The sequence below is a fragment of the Pseudomonas sp. UBA2684 genome (assembly GCA_002354655.1).
Taxonomy (GTDB): domain Bacteria; phylum Pseudomonadota; class Gammaproteobacteria; order Pseudomonadales; family Pseudomonadaceae; genus Aquipseudomonas.
Window position 1 is genome coordinate 182,870 of record DELY01000001.1, and the last position, 16,358, is coordinate 199,227.

General features: G+C 62.0%; 14 protein-coding genes. 7 read left to right on the top strand and 7 right to left on the bottom strand.

Going from position 1 to position 16,358, the window contains the following annotated elements:
• Nucleotides 1-13 precede the first annotated feature (13 nt).
• From B3M58_RS00800 to B3M58_RS00810, 3 genes are all read left to right on the top strand, one after another.
• Nucleotides 14-340, top strand: a complete 327-nt coding sequence (locus B3M58_RS00800; protein ID WP_090385942.1) for a YbaB/EbfC family nucleoid-associated protein — start codon at nucleotides 14-16, stop codon at nucleotides 338-340.
• Nucleotides 341-539: 199 nt separating this feature from the next.
• Complete coding sequence (gene recR, locus B3M58_RS00805; RefSeq protein WP_296216645.1) at nucleotides 540-1,139, top strand: recombination mediator RecR; 600 nt, start codon at nucleotides 540-542, stop codon at nucleotides 1,137-1,139.
• 224 nt (nucleotides 1,140-1,363) lie between these two features.
• On the top strand, nucleotides 1,364-2,512 hold the full coding sequence (locus B3M58_RS00810) for an acyl-CoA dehydrogenase family protein (RefSeq protein ID WP_296216646.1): 1,149 nt from the start codon (nucleotides 1,364-1,366) through the stop codon (nucleotides 2,510-2,512).
• 142 nt (nucleotides 2,513-2,654) lie between these two features.
• Here B3M58_RS00810 and B3M58_RS00815 read toward each other — a convergent pair whose 3' ends face one another.
• Together B3M58_RS00815 and B3M58_RS00820 are read right to left on the bottom strand one after the other, a co-directional pair.
• Nucleotides 2,655-2,867, bottom strand: coding sequence for a cold-shock protein (locus B3M58_RS00815; protein WP_069516724.1), 213 nt, complete (start codon nucleotides 2,865-2,867; stop codon nucleotides 2,655-2,657).
• A gap of 154 nt (nucleotides 2,868-3,021) precedes the next feature.
• Nucleotides 3,022-3,948, bottom strand: a complete 927-nt coding sequence (locus tag B3M58_RS00820) for an AraC family transcriptional regulator (protein WP_296216647.1) — start codon at nucleotides 3,946-3,948, stop codon at nucleotides 3,022-3,024.
• Nucleotides 3,949-4,243: 295 nt separating this feature from the next.
• Between B3M58_RS00820 and B3M58_RS00825 the strand changes: the two genes are divergently transcribed.
• Nucleotides 4,244-4,981: an SDR family oxidoreductase gene (locus B3M58_RS00825; protein WP_296216648.1), complete on the top strand. Its 738-nt coding sequence runs from the start codon at nucleotides 4,244-4,246 to the stop codon at nucleotides 4,979-4,981.
• A gap of 25 nt (nucleotides 4,982-5,006) precedes the next feature.
• A complete protein-coding gene (locus tag B3M58_RS00830) occupies nucleotides 5,007-5,285 on the top strand; it encodes an antibiotic biosynthesis monooxygenase family protein (RefSeq protein WP_296216649.1) in 279 nt (92 codons plus the stop codon).
• Nucleotides 5,286-5,387: 102 nt separating this feature from the next.
• Here B3M58_RS00830 and B3M58_RS00835 read toward each other — a convergent pair whose 3' ends face one another.
• The 4 genes from B3M58_RS00835 to B3M58_RS00850 form a co-directional block, all read right to left on the bottom strand.
• A complete protein-coding gene (locus tag B3M58_RS00835; RefSeq protein WP_296216650.1) occupies nucleotides 5,388-5,816 on the bottom strand; it encodes an organic hydroperoxide resistance protein in 429 nt (142 codons plus the stop codon).
• A gap of 481 nt (nucleotides 5,817-6,297) precedes the next feature.
• Nucleotides 6,298-6,750: a MarR family winged helix-turn-helix transcriptional regulator gene (locus B3M58_RS00840; protein WP_296216651.1), complete on the bottom strand. Its 453-nt coding sequence runs from the start codon at nucleotides 6,748-6,750 to the stop codon at nucleotides 6,298-6,300.
• A 124-nt stretch (nucleotides 6,751-6,874) separates the two neighbouring features.
• Nucleotides 6,875-7,756 (bottom strand): SDR family NAD(P)-dependent oxidoreductase, encoded by an 882-nt coding sequence (locus B3M58_RS00845; protein WP_296216652.1) that lies wholly within the window; start codon nucleotides 7,754-7,756, stop codon nucleotides 6,875-6,877.
• Nucleotides 7,753-9,306, bottom strand: a complete 1,554-nt coding sequence (locus B3M58_RS00850; RefSeq protein WP_296216653.1) for a flavin-containing monooxygenase — start codon at nucleotides 9,304-9,306, stop codon at nucleotides 7,753-7,755. Before B3M58_RS00850 ends, B3M58_RS00845 begins: the two co-directional genes overlap by 4 nt.
• 116 nt (nucleotides 9,307-9,422) lie before the next feature.
• Between B3M58_RS00850 and B3M58_RS00855 the strand changes: the two genes are divergently transcribed.
• Together B3M58_RS00855 and B3M58_RS00860 are read left to right on the top strand one after the other, a co-directional pair.
• Nucleotides 9,423-10,145, top strand: coding sequence for a TetR family transcriptional regulator (locus B3M58_RS00855; RefSeq protein WP_296216654.1), 723 nt, complete (start codon nucleotides 9,423-9,425; stop codon nucleotides 10,143-10,145).
• Nucleotides 10,146-10,167: 22 nt separating this feature from the next.
• On the top strand, nucleotides 10,168-10,566 hold the full coding sequence (locus B3M58_RS00860) for a GFA family protein (protein ID WP_296216655.1): 399 nt from the start codon (nucleotides 10,168-10,170) through the stop codon (nucleotides 10,564-10,566).
• Nucleotides 10,567-10,574: 8 nt separating this feature from the next.
• Here B3M58_RS00860 and B3M58_RS22465 read toward each other — a convergent pair whose 3' ends face one another.
• A complete protein-coding gene (locus B3M58_RS22465; protein ID WP_339627939.1) occupies nucleotides 10,575-16,331 on the bottom strand; it encodes an EAL domain-containing protein in 5,757 nt (1,918 codons plus the stop codon).
• Nucleotides 16,332-16,358 lie beyond the last annotated feature (27 nt).

The window sequence follows — 16,358 nt, forward strand, 5'->3', positions numbered from 1 at the left end:
GAGGACTAGCACCATGATGAAAGGTGGCATGGCCGGCCTGATGAAGCAGGCCCAGCAGATGCAAGAAAAAATGCAGAAAATGCAGGAAGAGCTGGCGAACGCCGAGGTTACCGGTCAGTCCGGTGCTGGCCTGGTCAGCGTGGTGATGACCGGTCGCCATGACGTCAAGCGCGTCAGCCTGGACGACAGCCTGATGCAGGAAGACAAGGAAATTCTCGAAGACCTGATTGCCGCTGCGGTGAACGATGCCGTGCGCAAGGTCGAGCAGAACAGCCAGGATAAGATGTCCGGCATGACCGCCGGGATGCAACTGCCCCCAGGCTTCAAAATGCCCTTCTAAGAAGGGGCGTCCAGCCAGCGCACATGACCGCGTTGCAAACAGGCCCGGGCATCCTCATTTACAACAGTAAATTCCAGTGCCCGCGCCTATTTGCGCCTTGTCCTGCATACCGTCTGAGCACCCCGCTGCGGCGGTAGCCGGCAAGCCAAAAGCCGAGCTTGCGAACACTCAAAATCCTGTCGTCACCGAGTACCTCTCCATGAGCTTCAGCCCGCTGATTCGCCAACTGATCGATTCCCTGCGCATCCTGCCGGGTGTGGGGCAGAAGACTGCTCAGCGCATGGCCTTGCAGATGCTCGAGCGCGATCGCAGCGGCGCTTTGCGTCTGGCCCAGGCGTTGACCCAGGCCATGGACGGGGTCGGGCATTGCAAGGAGTGCCGTAGCCTGAGTGAAGATGAGGTCTGTCAGCTCTGCCTCGATCCGCGGCGTGACGACAGCTTGCTGTGCGTGGTGGAAGGACCGATGGATGTATACGCGGTGGAGCACACGGGTTTTCGCGGTCGCTACTTTGTGCTCAAGGGGCACCTTTCGCCTTTGGACGGCCTGGGCCCGGAAGCCATCGGTATACCTGAACTGCTGGCGCGCATTGAGGCGGGCAGTTTCAGTGAGGTGATCCTGGCCACCAACCCGACAGTCGAGGGCGAGGCCACTGCCCACTACATTGCCCAGTTGCTCGCCAACAAGGGCCTGATCGCTTCGCGCATTGCCCATGGCATGCCGCTAGGTGGCGAGTTGGAACTGGTCGATGGCGGCACCCTGGCGCATTCGATTGCCGGACGGCGGCCGATTCAGCTATAGCGAGCCTGGGGCTGCGTTCAACCGTTCGTGGGTCCGTGTGTAGGCGGCGGGCGCGTGACCGGAAACGTCTGAGCGGTGATTTTTATCGAGTGCTGTGCAGGCGAAGCGGCTTCTGCGGCAGAGAAATGCCTGCGACCTTATAGCCCTGTTGCCTGGCACTATCCTCATCTTGTAAACCAAGCAAGCGCTCGGTATGGTCGTTCAAACCATCTCGGGAGCTCCCCATGTCTGCCCTTCAGCATTATTTCGATGACTCCCACCAGTTGGTGCGCGATTCGGTAAGGCGTTTCGTCGAGCGGGAAATTCTTCCGCACATCAACGACTGGGAGGAGGCCGAAGAGTTTCCCCGTGAGTTGTACCAGAAGGCTGGCGCTGCGGGGATTCTTGGCATTGGTTACCCGGAGCAGTTCGGTGGTAGCCATGAGGGCGATATCTTCGCCAAGGTTGCCGCCAGCGAAGAGCTGATGCGCTCCGGCTCCGGCGGCCTGGTGGCCGGGCTGGGTTCGTTGGATATTGGTTTGCCGCCCGTGGTGAAGTGGGCCAAGGCCGAGGTGCGCGAGCGCATCGTGCCGCAGGTATTGGCCGGCGAGAAAATCATGGCGCTGGCCGTCACCGAACCCTCTGGTGGTTCCGATGTGGCGAACCTGAAGACCCGTGCAGTGCGCGACGGCGATTTCTATCGCGTCACCGGGAGTAAGACCTTCATCACCAGTGGCGTGCGCGCGGACTATTACACCGTGGCGGTGCGTACCGGTGGCGAGGGGTTTGCCGGTGTCAGTCTGTTACTGATCGAGAAGGGCACGCCGGGGTTCACCGTTGGCCGCAAGTTGAAGAAGATGGGCTGGTGGGCCTCGGACACCGCCGAGTTGTTCTTCGACGATTGCCGTGTGCCGGTGGCGAACCTGATTGGCGCCGAGAACATGGGCTTTGCCTGCATCATGGCCAATTTCCAGAGCGAACGGCTGGCGCTGGCGATCATGGCCAACATGACGGCGCAACTGGCCTTTGACGAGGCAATGGCCTGGGCCAAGGCGCGTGAGGCGTTCGGCAAGCCCATCGGTAAGTTTCAGGTGCTCAAGCATCGTCTGGCGGAAATGGCCACGCAGCTGGAGGTGTCCCGCGAGTTCACCTACCGCCAGGCGGCGCAGATGGCGGCGGGCAAGAGCGTAATCAAGGAGATTTCCATGGCGAAGAACTTCGCCACCGACATCGCCGATCGCTTGACCTACGACGCGGTGCAGATCATGGGCGGCATGGGGTATATGCGTGAAAGCTTGGTCGAGCGCCTGTACCGCGACAACCGCATTCTTTCGATCGGCGGCGGCTCACGGGAGATCATGAACGAGATCATCAGCAAACAGCTGGGGCTGTAGGAGGGCGGCCATCCCTGGGGGTATCAGTTGGCCTGTGGGCTTGGAGCCGTATAGCGCAGTAGACGCGCGGGTGCGGTGATTAACCACGCTGCAAAAAATAAGCCCCGCGAGTGCGGGGCTTATTCAGAACAGGACAGGAGGCTTAGGCCACCTGTACCTCTTCAGCTTGCATACCTTTCTGACCGCGAGCGGCCACGTAGGTAACGGTTTGGCCTTCTTTCAGGCTTTTGAAACCGTCGCTCTGGATTGCTTTGAAGTGCACGAACAGATCATCGCCGCCGTTAGTCGGGGTAATGAAGCCGAAGCCCTTCTCATCGTTGAACCATTTGACGGTGCCAGTTTCGCGATTTGCCATGATGTGTCTCTTAATTCGATACGAATTGCGGTGCCAGATAATTCATAGCACCTATGCGGTTTTGCTGATAACTACAGTTCAGCTCAACCATTCTAGGCCGTTTTTGCGACGAATGTTGGGATTGAAGTTAATTCACTGAATTTCTGCATTTTAGTCAGGCTGAATTTCTCAGTCTGGTCAGGTCGCGCAGCGGTGGTTCACCGAACAAACGGCGGTATTCGCGGCTGAATTGCGATGGGCTTTCGTAGCCCACCCGATAGCTGGCCGAGGCGGCTTCCAGGCCTTCGCAGAGCATCAGGCGTCGCGCTTCCTGTAGGCGCAGCTGCTTCTGGTACTGCAGTGGGCTCAGCGCGGTGACGGCCTTGAAGCGGTGATGCAGAGTCGAGGTGCTGAGGTTGACCTCACGGGCCAGGTCCTCGATGCGCAGGGGTTGGTCGAAATGCAGATTCAGCCATTCGATGGCGCGGGTGATGCGCTGACCCAGGCTGTCGGCGATGGCGATCTCATGCAAGCGATGGCCCTGCGGGCTGTGCAGCAGCCGGTAGAAAATCTCGCGCAGGGCCAGCGGCGCAAGCATGGCAATGTCGCGCGGAGTCTCCAGCAGACGCAGCAGGCGCAACACAGCGTCGAGCAATTGAGTATCCAGACGATCCAGATACAGCGCCCGACGTGGCCCAGGATTGGGTACGCCAATCGGGCCTATATCGGCGATCAAGCTGGCGATCAGCGCCGGATCAATCTCCAGGCGCAGGCTCAGGTAGGGCTGCTCGGGGGTTGCGTCGATCACTTGGCCGGTCACCGGCAGGGTGACTGAGGCCACCAGGTAGTTCAGTGGGTCGTAGGTGTACTGCTCGCCTGCGAGGCGCACATCCTTGCGGCCCTGGGCAATGATGCACAGGCATGGCCGGTACAGCGTCGGTATGGGCAGGCTGGGCTGGGTCGCGCAGGCCAGGTCGAGGCCGGCAATCGCACTCCCATGCAGGCCATCACCTGGGCACAGGCGCTGGATCAAGGCGGCCAGTTCGGCCTGGCGCGAGGCCAGGTTTTCGTTGAGGGCTGAGAGGTTGGCGAGTGATGTCATGGCAGGGCTCCTGTGGCTTGCAGACTAGCCCGGTTTTTCAGGCAAGTCTGCGCTGCACATAAGGCGTTGCAGGTTTAGGCAATGATTCACCAGCAATAGGCAAGCCGCCATGTTCTATGGGCTTTCAGGCCGGCAATGGGCTGATCAAAGATTGCACGTAGCTATTCAGGCCGAGTCTGTGCATTGCAGGTTTAGGCAATAATTCGCCAGTAATCGACTAACCCAGAACCCGCCATCTGACCGAATCTGTTGTTGTCGCGGCTTGCCATGCCGCTTATCAGCAGAGGGTTCGGCCATGTTGAATATCCAAGACAAAGTCATTCTGATCACCGGCGCGAGCAGTGGTATCGGCGAGGCCTGCGCGCGTTTGCTGGCCGAGAAGGGCGCGCGACTGTTGCTCGGCGCGCGGCGCACCGAGCGCCTGGAACAGTTGGTCGGTGAGATCCGCGCGGCTGGCGGTAACGCGGACTACCGACGCCTGGACGTGACCAGTCAGGCCGACACCCAGGTGTTTGTCGATGCCGCTCTGGCGCAGTACGGCCGCGTCGATGTGCTGATCAACAACGCCGGGGTCATGCCGCTGTCGCGCCTCGATGTGCTGAAGGTGGAGGAGTGGAACCGCATGATCGACGTGAATATCCGCGGCGTTCTGCACGGCATTGCCGCGGCTTTGCCGGTGATGCAGCGTCAGCGCAGCGGTCAGTTCGTCAATATCGCCTCTATCGGGGCCTATAGCGTGGTGCCGACTGGCGCGGTGTACTGCGCGACCAAGTATGCGGTGCGTGCCATCTCCGAAGGCTTGCGTCAGGAAGTGGGCGGCGATATTCGCGTGACCCTGGTGTCGCCGGGCGTGGTCGAGTCGGAGTTGGCCGAGAGCATTTCCGATGCGCCGAGCCGTGAGGCAATGCAGGCGTTCCGCAAGGTCGCCATCACCCCGGACGCGATTGCCCGTGCCATCGCCTATGCCGTCGAGCAGCCGGCGGATGTCGATGTCAGCGAGCTGATCGTGCGGCCAACTGCCAGCCCTTACTGAGCAGGCCTACCTGGAGAACGCCACGATGTTTAGCCATACCGCTGTGCTGCGCGCCGCGCGTGGGTGTGCCGAGCCATTAGGACTGTGTCTGGATGACCTGCGTGAACCCGTGCAACGCATGGCGGGGTGCCTGGGTGTCGAGGTGCGACGGGTGCCGCACGATGCGGCGCTGTGGGTGCTGGAGACGCGCTGGCAATCGGCGGCTGCCATGCAGGCGTTCTTCCTCGCGCCGCGGCTGCAGCAACTGCTGGACCGCGCCGTGCAGCAGGGCATGCTCAGCGGCTTGGATTGCGAGGCCGCCTGAACGGCAAAACGCCCCGTCGCTAGCGATAGCGGCGGGGCGGTTCTGCATTGTGCCGAGCATTGAAAGACGCTCTGCACCTTGGTGGAGCGCTTGAGCTAAGGATCAATCAACCAGTGTCAGGGTGACGTCGATGTTGCCGCGGGTGGCGTTGGAGTAAGGGCAGACGATGTGCGCACGCTCGATCAGGGTTTGCGCTTGCTCGCGGTCCAGGCCCGGCAGGCTGATGCGCAGTTCGACTTCGATGCCGAAGCCGTTCGGGATCGCGCCGATACCGACCACGCCCTCGATCGATACGTCTGCCGGAATGGCCAGTTTGTCGCGGCCGGCGACGAACTTCATCGCGCCGAGGAAGCAGGCCGAGTAGCCCGCAGCGAACAGTTGCTCGGGGTTGGTGCCCTGGCCGCCGGCACCGCCGAGTTCTTTCGGGGTGGTCAGGGCGACGTCGAGTACGCCGTCGGAGGAAACAGCACGACCGTCACGGCCGCCGGTGGCTTCTGCGTAGGCACGGTAAGCAATGGTTTGAATCGACATGGTGGTAATCCTCTAAGACTGGTTGGTTTGAAGTTTGCTGCGGTGCGGCGTGCTCAGCCGTCGTGGTTGATCAGCCACGTCGGGTACAGACCTTTGCCGTCCTGCGGGTTGGCGTGGCTGAGAACGGGAGCCGAGAGAACAAGCGTAGCGGTTAGGGTGATCAAGGTTTTCATGACAGTTCTCCACGAGTAATAACGTTGTTCGGTTGGGGGGGGGGGAAGGCAACTGCGCAGCCTTCCGTTGGTATTTCACGCTAATATTTTGTGCGCTAATCAGTTCCATGGGGAGAACTCTAGTGCTCATTAATTTAGTGCGCAAGATATATTTTTGAACATTTAGCGATAAGTGCTGCTTTGTTCAGGCATAAGCGAGGATTGGCGGGCTATTGCACGATGTTTTCGGCGGGCGATGGGCGTGAGCGGAGTGGGGAATATAGGCGGTAAGAGGGGCGTGAGGTAGCCGGCAAGGCCGCCCGGGGTGCTTACACGGCCTGTTGCAGGCTGCTGCGTAAGGCGACTAGTTCAGCCTTCAGCGCGCCGAGTTCCGCTGCGGATTGCTGGGTGGCGGTTAGGATGCAACTGGGAATGCTCTTAGCGTGTTCTCGCAGGTTGCGGCCTTTGTCGGTCAGGAACAGCTCCACCACGCGCTCGTCGGCACGGCTGCGGGTGCGCTTGAGCAGGCCCTCGGCTTCCAGGCGCTTGAGCAGTGGGGTGACGGAGCCGGGGTCGGTCAGCAGGCGACTGCTGATGTCGCCCACGGTGATGCCATCACCTTCCCAGAGCACCATCATGGCCAAGTACTGCGGGTAGGTCAGGCCAAGCGCTTGCAGCAGTGGCTTGTACACCTTGGTCAGCAGCAGCGAGGTGGAATAGAGGGCAAAGCACAGCTGGTTGTCGAGCAACAGCTCGGCGCAGGCGTCGTCTTGGGGGGCCATGGTGATCTCCGGCGGTGCGTGGCGAATGACGACAATTTATCGCGCTAACTACTGGGATGCCAATTGAATGCGGCCATGACCGAGAAATGGCCAGTCAGACCACCTCGCGGCCATGGGCTCATGGTTACTCCGCAGCCGTGTGTGCCTTGCTCGCGCCCTTGGGCGCAAAACGTGCGGCCAGGCGCATGGAGGCGGTTACCAAACGCTGGTAGAAGGCCGGCCACAGCCGTTGCATGCCATCCAGGGCATAGGCGTCGGGGCCGATGAGGATGCGCCGTTTGTTCGCCAGCACGCCGTTGATGATCACCTGCGCGGCTTTCTCCGGGGTAGTGCGAAGCAACTGGTCGTTGAACTGCTGGCGCGCCTGGTCGGCGTCCTGGCCGGTGACGCTGCTCAGGCTGTCGTTCATCCGCGCGGTCTTGGCGATGTTGGTCTTAATCCCGCCGGGGTGCACGCAACTGGCCGATACGCCGCAGGCCTGCATGTCCAGTTCCTGGCGCAGCGATTCGGTAAAACCGCGCACGGCGAACTTACTGGCGTTGTAGGCGCTCATGCCGGGTTGCGAGAACAACCCGAACACGCTCGACACGTTGACGATATGACCACTGCCCGCAGCTTTGATGTGTGGCAGGAAGGCCTTGGTGCCGTGTATCACGCCCCAGAAGTTGATGGCCATGATCCACTCATAATCGGCGTAGTCGTTGCCTTCCACCGTGCCGCCCTGGGCCACTCCGGCATTGTTGAAGATGGCGTTGACCCGGCCGTGCTCGGCTACCACCAGGGCGGCCCAGGCATGCACGGCCTCGCGGTCGGCGACGTTGACCGTGGCCTCGCTGACGCTGACACCGAGTTTGCGCGCCTGGGCGGCGGTTTCCGCCAGGCCCTCGACGTTGACGTCGGAGAGCGCCAGGTGACAGCCCTGGCGCGCCAGGCCGTAGGCGAGCGCGCGGCCGATGCCGGAGCCGGCGCCTGTGATGGCGGCGACTTTATTCTCGAAGGACTTCATACGCTGGCCTCCTGTGCCAGTTGCAGGGCATGGCTTTGTGCCGGGTGCGCGGCGTTGCGGCGACTGAAGTGGTAGGCCGCCGGGTCGAAGTTGCGGGTCAGCAGGCGAAAGCGCCAGGTGAAGCCCGGCCAGACCGTGCAGTTACGCCCGCTCACCGGATGCAGGTACCAGCTCTTGCAGCCGCCGGCGTTCCATACGGTGTTGCCGAGGTTGCCCTGGATCTTGCCGTTGAAGGCGTTCTGCACCGCGCGTTTGACTTCCAGGCTCTGCAACTTCTGTTCGCCGACCAGCTTGAGCGCCCCGAGCACGTAATGGATTTGCGACTCGATCATGTAGACCATCGAGTTGTGGCCCAGGCCGGTGTTCGGACCCATCAGGAAGAATAGATTGGGGAAGCCGGCGGTCAGGGTGCCTTTGTAGGCCTCCGGGCCCTGTGGCCAGGTGTCGAGCAGGTCGACGCCAGCGCGGCCGAAGACCACGCCGCGCGGCAGGGGATCGCTCGGAGTGAAGCCGGTGCCGAAGATGATCGCGTCGATGGCGCGCTCCTGTCCGTCGACGGTGACGATGCTGTTCGCGCGGATTTCCTGAATGCCGTCGGTGATCAGATCGACGTTGGGCTGGGTCAGCGCCGGGAAGTAATCGTTGGAGATCAATACCCGTTTGCAGCCCATCAGGTAATCCGGGGTGACCTTGGCGCGCAGCACCGGGTCCTTGATCTGCTTGTTGATGTACCACTTGCCAACTTTCTGGGCGATGGTCATCACCTTGGGCAGCATGGCGAAGCCAATCACCCGGCTCTCCAGCACGGCATAGATGGCGCCGCGCCAGAGCTTTTGCAGCAGCGGGAAGCGCTTGAAACGGTCGCGTTCGCGCGCGCTGATGGCGCGGTCCGGCTTGGGCATGATCCATGGTGCGGTGCGCTGGTAGAGGTCGAGCTGGGCGACCTGCTGCTGGATCTGCGGGACGAATTGGATGGACGAGGCACCAGTGCCGATCACCGCCACGCGTTTGCCGCTGAGGTCGTAGTCGTGGTTCCACTGCTGGGAGTGGAACAGCGTGCCGCTGAAGTTCTCCAGGCCAGTGAGCGCCGGAATTGCCGGGGTCGACAGGGCGCCCATGCCGGACACCACGAACTGCGCGCTGTAGCGATTGCCGGCGCGGTCCTCGATCTGCCAGCGCTCCTGCTCTTCGTCCCAGTCCAAACGGGAAATCTCGGTGCCGAGCAGGGTGTGCGGTTGCAGGCGGTATTTTTCCCAGCAGCCTTCCAGGTAGCCCTTGATCTCCGGTTGCTTGGCGAACATCCGCGTCCAGTCGGGGTTCTGCTCGAAGGAGAACGAATACAGATGCGATTGCACGTCGCAGCCGCAGCCCGGGTAATTGTTGACGCGCCAGGTGCCACCGACGCCGGCTTCTTTTTCGAACAGCAGGAAATCATGCTCGCCTTGCTGCTTCAGGCGGATGGCCATGCCGAGGCCGGAAAAGCCGCTGCCGATGATGGCCACCTTGCAGTGGCGGGCGGCAGCGGGAAGGGGTGACACGGGTGCGTTCATGGCCAAGCTCCTGTTATGTTTATTGCTGGCGTATACAGCTGTATACCAAAGTAGACAGTTGTATACTCAGCGGCAAGCCGTAACGCCACAAGCCAACTTTTAGGTAGGGTTTTGTCATGGATGCAGACACTGGCAGCGATCAGCCCGTGCAGGAGAAGAGTGCCGAGGCACCGGGCAAGCGCCTGCTGCTGGAGGCGGCGTTACGTCTCACCTCAACCAGTCGCAGCCTCAGTGGCCTGGGGTTACGCGAACTGGCGCGCGAGGCGGGGCTTAACCCGAATACCTTTTATCGCCACTTCAAGGATGTCGACGACCTCGGCCTGGCGGTGATTCGCGAGATTTCCAGCAAACTGCGCCAGCCCCTGCGCGATCTGCGTCGCGAAGCCGCCTTGCGCGCCGTGCAAGGCCCGCAGACGGCCATGCCGACCCTGTTGGGCATCGACCTGGGCCGTGGTCGGCGGGTGTGCCATGAGACGGTGCACCTGTTCTTCGATTTCGTCGACGCCAATCCAGAGGCTTTCATCATCGGCGTGCGCGAGTTGCACGGTGCCTCGCCGGTGCTGCGCGATGCCTTGCGAGAGGTGATGGATGGCTTCGCCGTGGACATGGCCGCCGACATCCTCGAATTCAAGCTACTGCCCGCCAGTATCGAGGCGGCGGTGGTGCAACAGGTTTCCAGCCTGATCAGCCGTAACCTGTTCCAGCTGTCGCTGGACTACCTGGGTGAGCCCGCGCGCCAGGCGTCGATTCGTACTCTGGCCGAGGAGCAGGTGCTGATGCTGTTCACCGGCGCCAGCGTGTTGCAGAGCCTGGGGCAGCTACAGTTGCCGGTGAACTAAAACGGCTATGCAGGTGAATACGATGTTCTCATTACCCGTGTTTGGCGGCTGTGCATGCGGCGGTGTGCGTTACCGCCTGGACAGCCTGCCGGGCGAAAGCGGCTACTGCCATTGCCGCATTTGCCAGAAAGTCAGCGCCGCGCCTGCCATCCCCTGGGCCATGGTGCCGGCTTCGGCGCTGCACTACCTGAGCGGCGATATCGGCATTTTCCATTCCAGTGCCCGTGGCGAGCGGCGTTTCTGCCGCGCCTGCGGCACCCCGTTGGAGTACCGCGAGCAAGGCCGCGATGAGGTGGGCTTGAACAGCGTGACGCTCGACCAGCCCGAGGCGGTGGTGCCGCAAAAACATATCTGGTACGCCTCGCACCTGCCCTGGTTCGAGCTGGCGGACGACTTGCCGCGCTTCGCCGGCGAAGGCTAACGCTGTTCTCAGTCCTGATCCGGCGTAGCGCTGCTAGTCGTCTCATCCTTTTGCTTGGCCAGGCTGAAGTGCTGGAACGCCTGGGCAATGGTGCTGCGCAGTTGTTCGTCGTCCCAGGGTTTGGTGAGGAACTTGTAGATCGCGCCCTGGTTGATCGCGTCGGTCACCGACTTCAGGTCGGTGTACCCCGATAGCACGATGCGCACGGTATCCGGGTAGAGATCCTTGACCCGACTGAAAAACTCGGTGCCGTTCATTTCCGGCATGCGCTGGTCCGAGAGAATCACCTGCACGTCGTGCTTGGCCAGCAAGGCAAACGCATCCTGGGCACAGTGGGCGGCGAGGATCTGGTAGCCGTCACGGCGCAGAACGCGGGCCAGGGCACGCAGGATGTTGTCCTCGTCGTCGAGCAGCAGCAGGGTCTGCGTGTTGCTGTCTGCCGCACTGCTCGACTGTTGCGCGTGGCGCTGCCGATGCTGCAGTTGCAGGAACTCTTTCAGCTTGGCCAGCGGCATCGGCTTGGCGAAGTAGTAGCCCTGGAATTCGTCGCAGTGGCTCTTTTTCAAGAAGGCGAACTGCGGTTCGGTCTCCACACCTTCGGCAATCACCTTGAGTTTGAGGTGATGGGCCATGGAAATGATGCCCTGGGTAATGGCCGCGTCGTGGCGATCGCTGATCACTTCCTGGACGAACGAGCGGTCGATCTTCACCTTGTCGATCGGCAGGCGCTTGAGGTAGTTGAGGCTGGAGAAGCCGGTGCCGAAGTCATCGATGGAGATGTGCACACCGAGGTCTTTTAAGGCATGCAGGGTAAAGATGGCGCGCTCGGCGTTATCCAGCAGCACGGTTTCGGTGATTTCCAGTTCGAGCATTTCCGCCGGTAGCTGGGCTTTTTCCAGGGTGAGGCGCACGGTTTCGACGAAGTTGGACCGTTGGAACTGCACCGGCGAAATATTCACCGCCATGACCGCATGGTTGAAGCCCTGAACGAGCAAGTTGCGGGCCGCCTGGCAGGCGGTGCTCAGTACCCATTCGCTGAGCGGGATGATCTGTCCGGTGTCCTCGGCGATCGGCACGAACTGCGCCGGGGAAATAAAGCCGTGCTCGGCATGCTGCCAGCGCAGCAGCGCCTCGTAACCGACCACTCGGCCGCTGCGCCCGTCGATCTGCGGTTGGTAATACAGCTCGAAGGCTTCGGCCTCGATGGCTTTTTGCAGTTCGTTGCGCAGGGTCACGCGTTCGCTGACCTTCTGGTTGAGGTCCTCGGTGTACCACTGGTAGTTGTTGCGCCCTTGCTGCTTGGCTTTGTACATCGCCAGGTCGGCTTGCTGGATCAGTTGCATCGGCTGTTCGATACTGCCATCGCTGAGGGTGATACCGATGCTCGCGGTGATGTGCAGTTCGATGCCGCTGACCTGGTAGGGGCGGGCGATGCTCTCGATGATGCGGTCGGCCACCAGCAGCACGTCTTCTTCGCGGGCCAGGTCCGGCAGGATGACGATGAACTCGTCACCGCCCAAACGCGCCACGGTGTCGCCGGGGCGAATCTGCTGGTTCATGCGCCGCGCCACTTCAATCAGAATCTGATCGCCGACGCTGTGGCCCATGGTGTCGTTGATCGGCTTGAAGCCGTCCAGGTCGATGAACATGACCGCCAGGCTGCGTTTGTAGCGGCGGCTGATCTGGCAGCCCTGGCTCAGGCGATCCTCCAGCAGTGAGCGGTTGGGCAGGCCGGTGAGCACGTCGTGGCTGGCGTTGTAGGCCAGTTCGGATTCGAAGCGCTTCTGTTCGGAAATATCGTTCTGCACGCCGATGAAGTGGGTGATTTCGCCCTGTTCGTTGGGCACCGGGGCGATGTACATGTCGTTCCAGAATGGCGTGCCGTCCTTGCGGAAGTTGCGCAGCACCACGTGCACATCGCGCTTTTCCTGCAGGCTCAGGCGAATCTCGCCGATACCGATCTGGTCGCGCTCTTCGCCTTGCAGGAAGCGGCAGTTCTGGCCCAGCGCCTCTGCGGCGCTGTAGCCGGTGATGCGCTCGAATGCCGGGTTGACGTAGATGATTGGCAGGTCGTCGACCTGTGCGTCGCAGATCAACGCACCGTTGTAGCTGGCCTCCAGGCTGCGTTTGAGCAGGCGCAGTTGTTTGTCGGCCTCCTTGCGCGCGGTGATGTCGCGAAACGCCACTACCCAGCCTTGTGGACCGTCGTCGTCGAGCAGTGGGGCGCTGTCGTAGGCGATGTGGCGTTTGCCCAGGGCGTTCAGCGACAGGCTGATTTCGCCGTGGTAGCTGCTGGTGCGTTCGCTGTGTTCGCTGTCGCTGAGCGCCAGTGGCAGGAAGGTACTCAGTGCTTGGCCGAGCAACGCATCCGCCGGTTGGCCGAGCAGTTCGGCGGCGGTGGGGTTGATAAAGCTCATCCGTCCTTGTCGATCGACCGCCAGCAGGCCTTCGGCGATGCTGTTGGTGATGGCCGAGGTGAATTCCAGTTGGGCTTTCAGGCGCCGCTCACCGCCGATCACCGCTTGCATCAGGCGATTGTTTTCCAGAACCGCGACCGCCATTTGGGCGAACTGCCGGGCAATCGCCAGGTCATCCTGATCGAACTCGCCGCTGTATTTGTCCGACAGTTGCAGCAACCCGAGATTGTTACCGCCGTGATCCTGCAAGGGCACCGCGAGCCAGCCGCGCATGGGCGGGTGTGCACGGCCTTCGCCGCTGAAATGGCGCCAGCGTGGGTGCTGTTCCAGCTCGGCCTGGCTCAGCAGCATCGGCTGGTTGGTTTCGCAGACCAGGGCATAGATGCCCGTGCCGTTGGGCGGGGCTTGATAGCCCTGCCAGGCGGCGTATTTTTCCGAGAGGGAAACGCCATTGATCGACTGCGCCCAATGCGGCCCCTGAGTCAGGCTCATGACCGCCTGGTGGGCGCCGAGCAGCAGGCGCAGGCGTTCGGTCATGTAGTTGAGCAGGGTGTCGCTGTCGATGATGCTGTTGATGTTCACCGCGGTTTCACTCAGCCCGCGCATGAGGTCGGCCTGGCGCTCCGAGTGCTGCAGCGCTTCACGCAAGGCTCGGGTCATGCGGTTGCGTTCGCTGATGCCCTTGGCGATGCCGAAGACCCCGACGATCTGCTCGTCGATGACGATCGGCAGATGGGTAATGTCCAGCTCAAGCTGCTGACCGCGATGGTTGCGGCTACGCAGTTCGTAACTTTGCGGCTGGCCGCCGAGGGCGGCCTGCACATGTTTTGTGAACAGCCGGAGATCGTCTTCGACCACCAGCAGGGAAATCGGCTGTCCCAGCAGTTCGGCCTCGCTGTAGCCGGAGAGCTGGCAGCCGGCCTGGTTCATGCTGGTGTAGCGGCCCTGCAAGTCGAAAGAAAATACCGGATCGGGGTTGAAGGTGAATAACGAGCGGTAGCGCTGTTCGCTTTCCCGTAAACGCAGGCGGTCGTGCTGACGTTCGATGGCAATCGCCGCCAGTTGGCCGATGGTGCCGATCAGTTGCAGCTGGTCATCGTCCGGCGCCTTGGCTTCGCGGCCGTAGATAGCGAAGGTGCCGAGCACGTCGCCATGGTGGGAGATCAGCGGGATTGACCAACAGGCGCGCAAGCCATGTTGCAAGGCCAGCTCGCGGACGTCTTGCCACAGTGGGTCGTGCTCGATGTCTTCAACGATGACCAGCTGCCGGCGATACACCGCCGTGCCGCAGGAGCCGGCGCAGGGGCCGACGGCCATGCCATGCACGGCCTGGTTGTAACTCTCCGGCAGGCTGGGGGCGGCGCCCAACAGCAGGTGCTGCTGCTCCTTGTCCACCAGCAGCACCGAGCACAGCGTGCGCGGCGCTTGCGATTCGGCGAGCAGGCAGATGGTTTTGAGGATTTCCGCCAGCGGTTGGTCGGTGGAGATCATGCTGAGAATGTCGCGCTGATCCTCCGCATAGGCTTCGTTGTGCACCAGGCGGCTGACATCGTGGGCCACGGCGAACAGGGTGCGATCTTGCTCCGACCAGCCCGCGGTCCATAACAGGTGCACAGTGCTGCCATCCTTGCGCCGGTAGCAGTTGCGAAAGCCTTTGCGCGGTTCGCCGGCCATGATGGCGTTGACCGTGGCTTCGGTGAGTTCACGCTCTTGCGGCAGGACGAATTGCAGGTATGGCTTGCCCAGCAGTTCTTCCGGTGGATAACCGAGCACTTCGCTGGCGGAGGGGCTGAGTTGGGTGAACAGGCCCTGCTCGTCGATCGAGCAGAGCACGTCCATCGAATAATCCATGATACGCTGATTCAAGGCTTGCAGATCGGCCTGGCGGCGCAGGCTGTGCTCCAGCTTCAGGTTGCTGTATTGCAGGCGTTGCGAGTGTTCGATGGCCAGGCGGGCGAGGCGCTGACTGATCATGATGAAGAAACTGAAGGCCAGGCCCAGCAGTATCACCAGGCTGGGCAGGTAGGCGGCGGCATAGCGGCTGCTCGGCTCATCCTGGTAGCTGACCAGGCGCCATGCGGTGCCTGACTGCCATTGCACGGTCTGTTCGTCGACCGGGGTCAGGTATTGCGTTGGTGAGCCGTTCTGCGAGTCGAAGATCAGCTGCTTATCTTCGAACACCTTGACCCTCAGGCTGCCCAGGTCGCTGCCCAACTGGGTGCGCAGGGTGGCGTTGAGGTTGAGGCTGGCGACCAGCATCCAGCCCGGATGCTCGGGCAGATTCAGTGGCATGGCCACCAGGCTGCTGTCGTTGCCGCGGGCCACCGCGATGGCGTCGCCGATACGCGCTTCACGGCTGTGCTGCATGCTGGTCAGCCAGATGCGCTGGTTCGGCTCGCCGAGGAAAAAGCGCAGCCACGCGGCATTGACCGGCTGGCGGCTGAGCAGGCGTTGCGGGATCAGTTGTTCATCGAGCACCGCCACCAGGCCGAGGCCGCTGAAGTCGCGCAGATAACCCCCGGCCTCCTGGCGCCAGAGTTGATCGTTGGGCATTTGCCCGATGCTTTCCCAGCGTTCGGCCATGCGTCGTATCAACGACAGGTGTTCATTCAGCGTGCGCTCCGTGGACGCCTGCACTTTGGACAGCAGCAGGTTGCTTTCGCGCGCCACGTTATCGATGTTCTGCTGACTCAGCAGGTACCAGCTGATGCCGGTGATCAACACGCCGAGCGCGCCGGCCGCAAGACTGAGGCGGTCGAGCAGGTGTTCCCGGTGTGTCGGCAGCAAGGGCAGCAGCAGGCCGGCGATGCCGAGCATGAGGGTGAACAGGTGGGCGATGCTGTTGCTTTCGAACTTGAAGCCCAGGTGGGCGATGTCCAGCTCCGGCCACCAGGAGGTCAGCTGCGACAGCAGGATGATCAAGGTGACCGCGATGCCGATCATGCGGCTGACCCAGGCGCCCCACATGCCGCGGTGGGCACACATGAACGCCAGCGCCAGCAGACTGAGGAGCGCCGCTAGAGAGCTGCGCATGCGCACAAAGCCGCTGATCAGCGACTGTTCCGCTGCCGATCCCGCGCTCAGGTAGTTATGCGCCAGGCTGTACAGGCAGATGCCCAGCAGCAGGCTCAAGGCCAGCACACTGGCACGGTGGTGGTTGCGTGCCGCGCACAACAAACCGATGCCGAGCAGCACTGACACCAGTGAACTGTCGGGCAGTAACACGATGTTGTAGGGGCTGGGGTGCACGGTCAGCAGGTAGGCGCCCAGGCCAATTGCGCCGAGTACGAGCAGCGCGAAAGCCAGTGTGTGCAGGTAGGCCTGGATGATCACGTGCCGGGTTTTCATCACGTTCCTTGAGTCGTGCGGCGCAGG

What these genes read in the sequence shown, in the direction of transcription:
- B3M58_RS00800 (WP_090385942.1), top strand. Translation starts at nt 14, where the DNA reads ATGATGAAAGGTGGCATGGCCGGCCTGATGAAGCAGGCCCAGCAGATG.
- recR (WP_296216645.1), top strand. Translation starts at nt 540, where the DNA reads ATGAGCTTCAGCCCGCTGATTCGCCAACTGATCGATTCCCTGCGCATC.
- B3M58_RS00810 (WP_296216646.1), top strand. Translation starts at nt 1,364, where the DNA reads ATGTCTGCCCTTCAGCATTATTTCGATGACTCCCACCAGTTGGTGCGC.
- B3M58_RS00815 (WP_069516724.1), bottom strand. Translation starts at nt 2,867, where the DNA reads ATGGCAAATCGCGAAACTGGCACCGTCAAATGGTTCAACGATGAGAAG.
- B3M58_RS00820 (WP_296216647.1), bottom strand. Translation starts at nt 3,948, where the DNA reads ATGACATCACTCGCCAACCTCTCAGCCCTCAACGAAAACCTGGCCTCG.
- B3M58_RS00825 (WP_296216648.1), top strand. Translation starts at nt 4,244, where the DNA reads ATGTTGAATATCCAAGACAAAGTCATTCTGATCACCGGCGCGAGCAGT.
- B3M58_RS00830 (WP_296216649.1), top strand. Translation starts at nt 5,007, where the DNA reads ATGTTTAGCCATACCGCTGTGCTGCGCGCCGCGCGTGGGTGTGCCGAG.
- B3M58_RS00835 (WP_296216650.1), bottom strand. Translation starts at nt 5,816, where the DNA reads ATGTCGATTCAAACCATTGCTTACCGTGCCTACGCAGAAGCCACCGGC.
- B3M58_RS00840 (WP_296216651.1), bottom strand. Translation starts at nt 6,750, where the DNA reads ATGGCCCCCCAAGACGACGCCTGCGCCGAGCTGTTGCTCGACAACCAG.
- B3M58_RS00845 (WP_296216652.1), bottom strand. Translation starts at nt 7,756, where the DNA reads ATGAAGTCCTTCGAGAATAAAGTCGCCGCCATCACAGGCGCCGGCTCC.
- B3M58_RS00850 (WP_296216653.1), bottom strand. Translation starts at nt 9,306, where the DNA reads ATGAACGCACCCGTGTCACCCCTTCCCGCTGCCGCCCGCCACTGCAAG.
- B3M58_RS00855 (WP_296216654.1), top strand. Translation starts at nt 9,423, where the DNA reads ATGGATGCAGACACTGGCAGCGATCAGCCCGTGCAGGAGAAGAGTGCC.
- B3M58_RS00860 (WP_296216655.1), top strand. Translation starts at nt 10,168, where the DNA reads ATGTTCTCATTACCCGTGTTTGGCGGCTGTGCATGCGGCGGTGTGCGT.
- B3M58_RS22465 (WP_339627939.1), bottom strand. Translation starts at nt 16,331, where the DNA reads ATGAAAACCCGGCACGTGATCATCCAGGCCTACCTGCACACACTGGCT.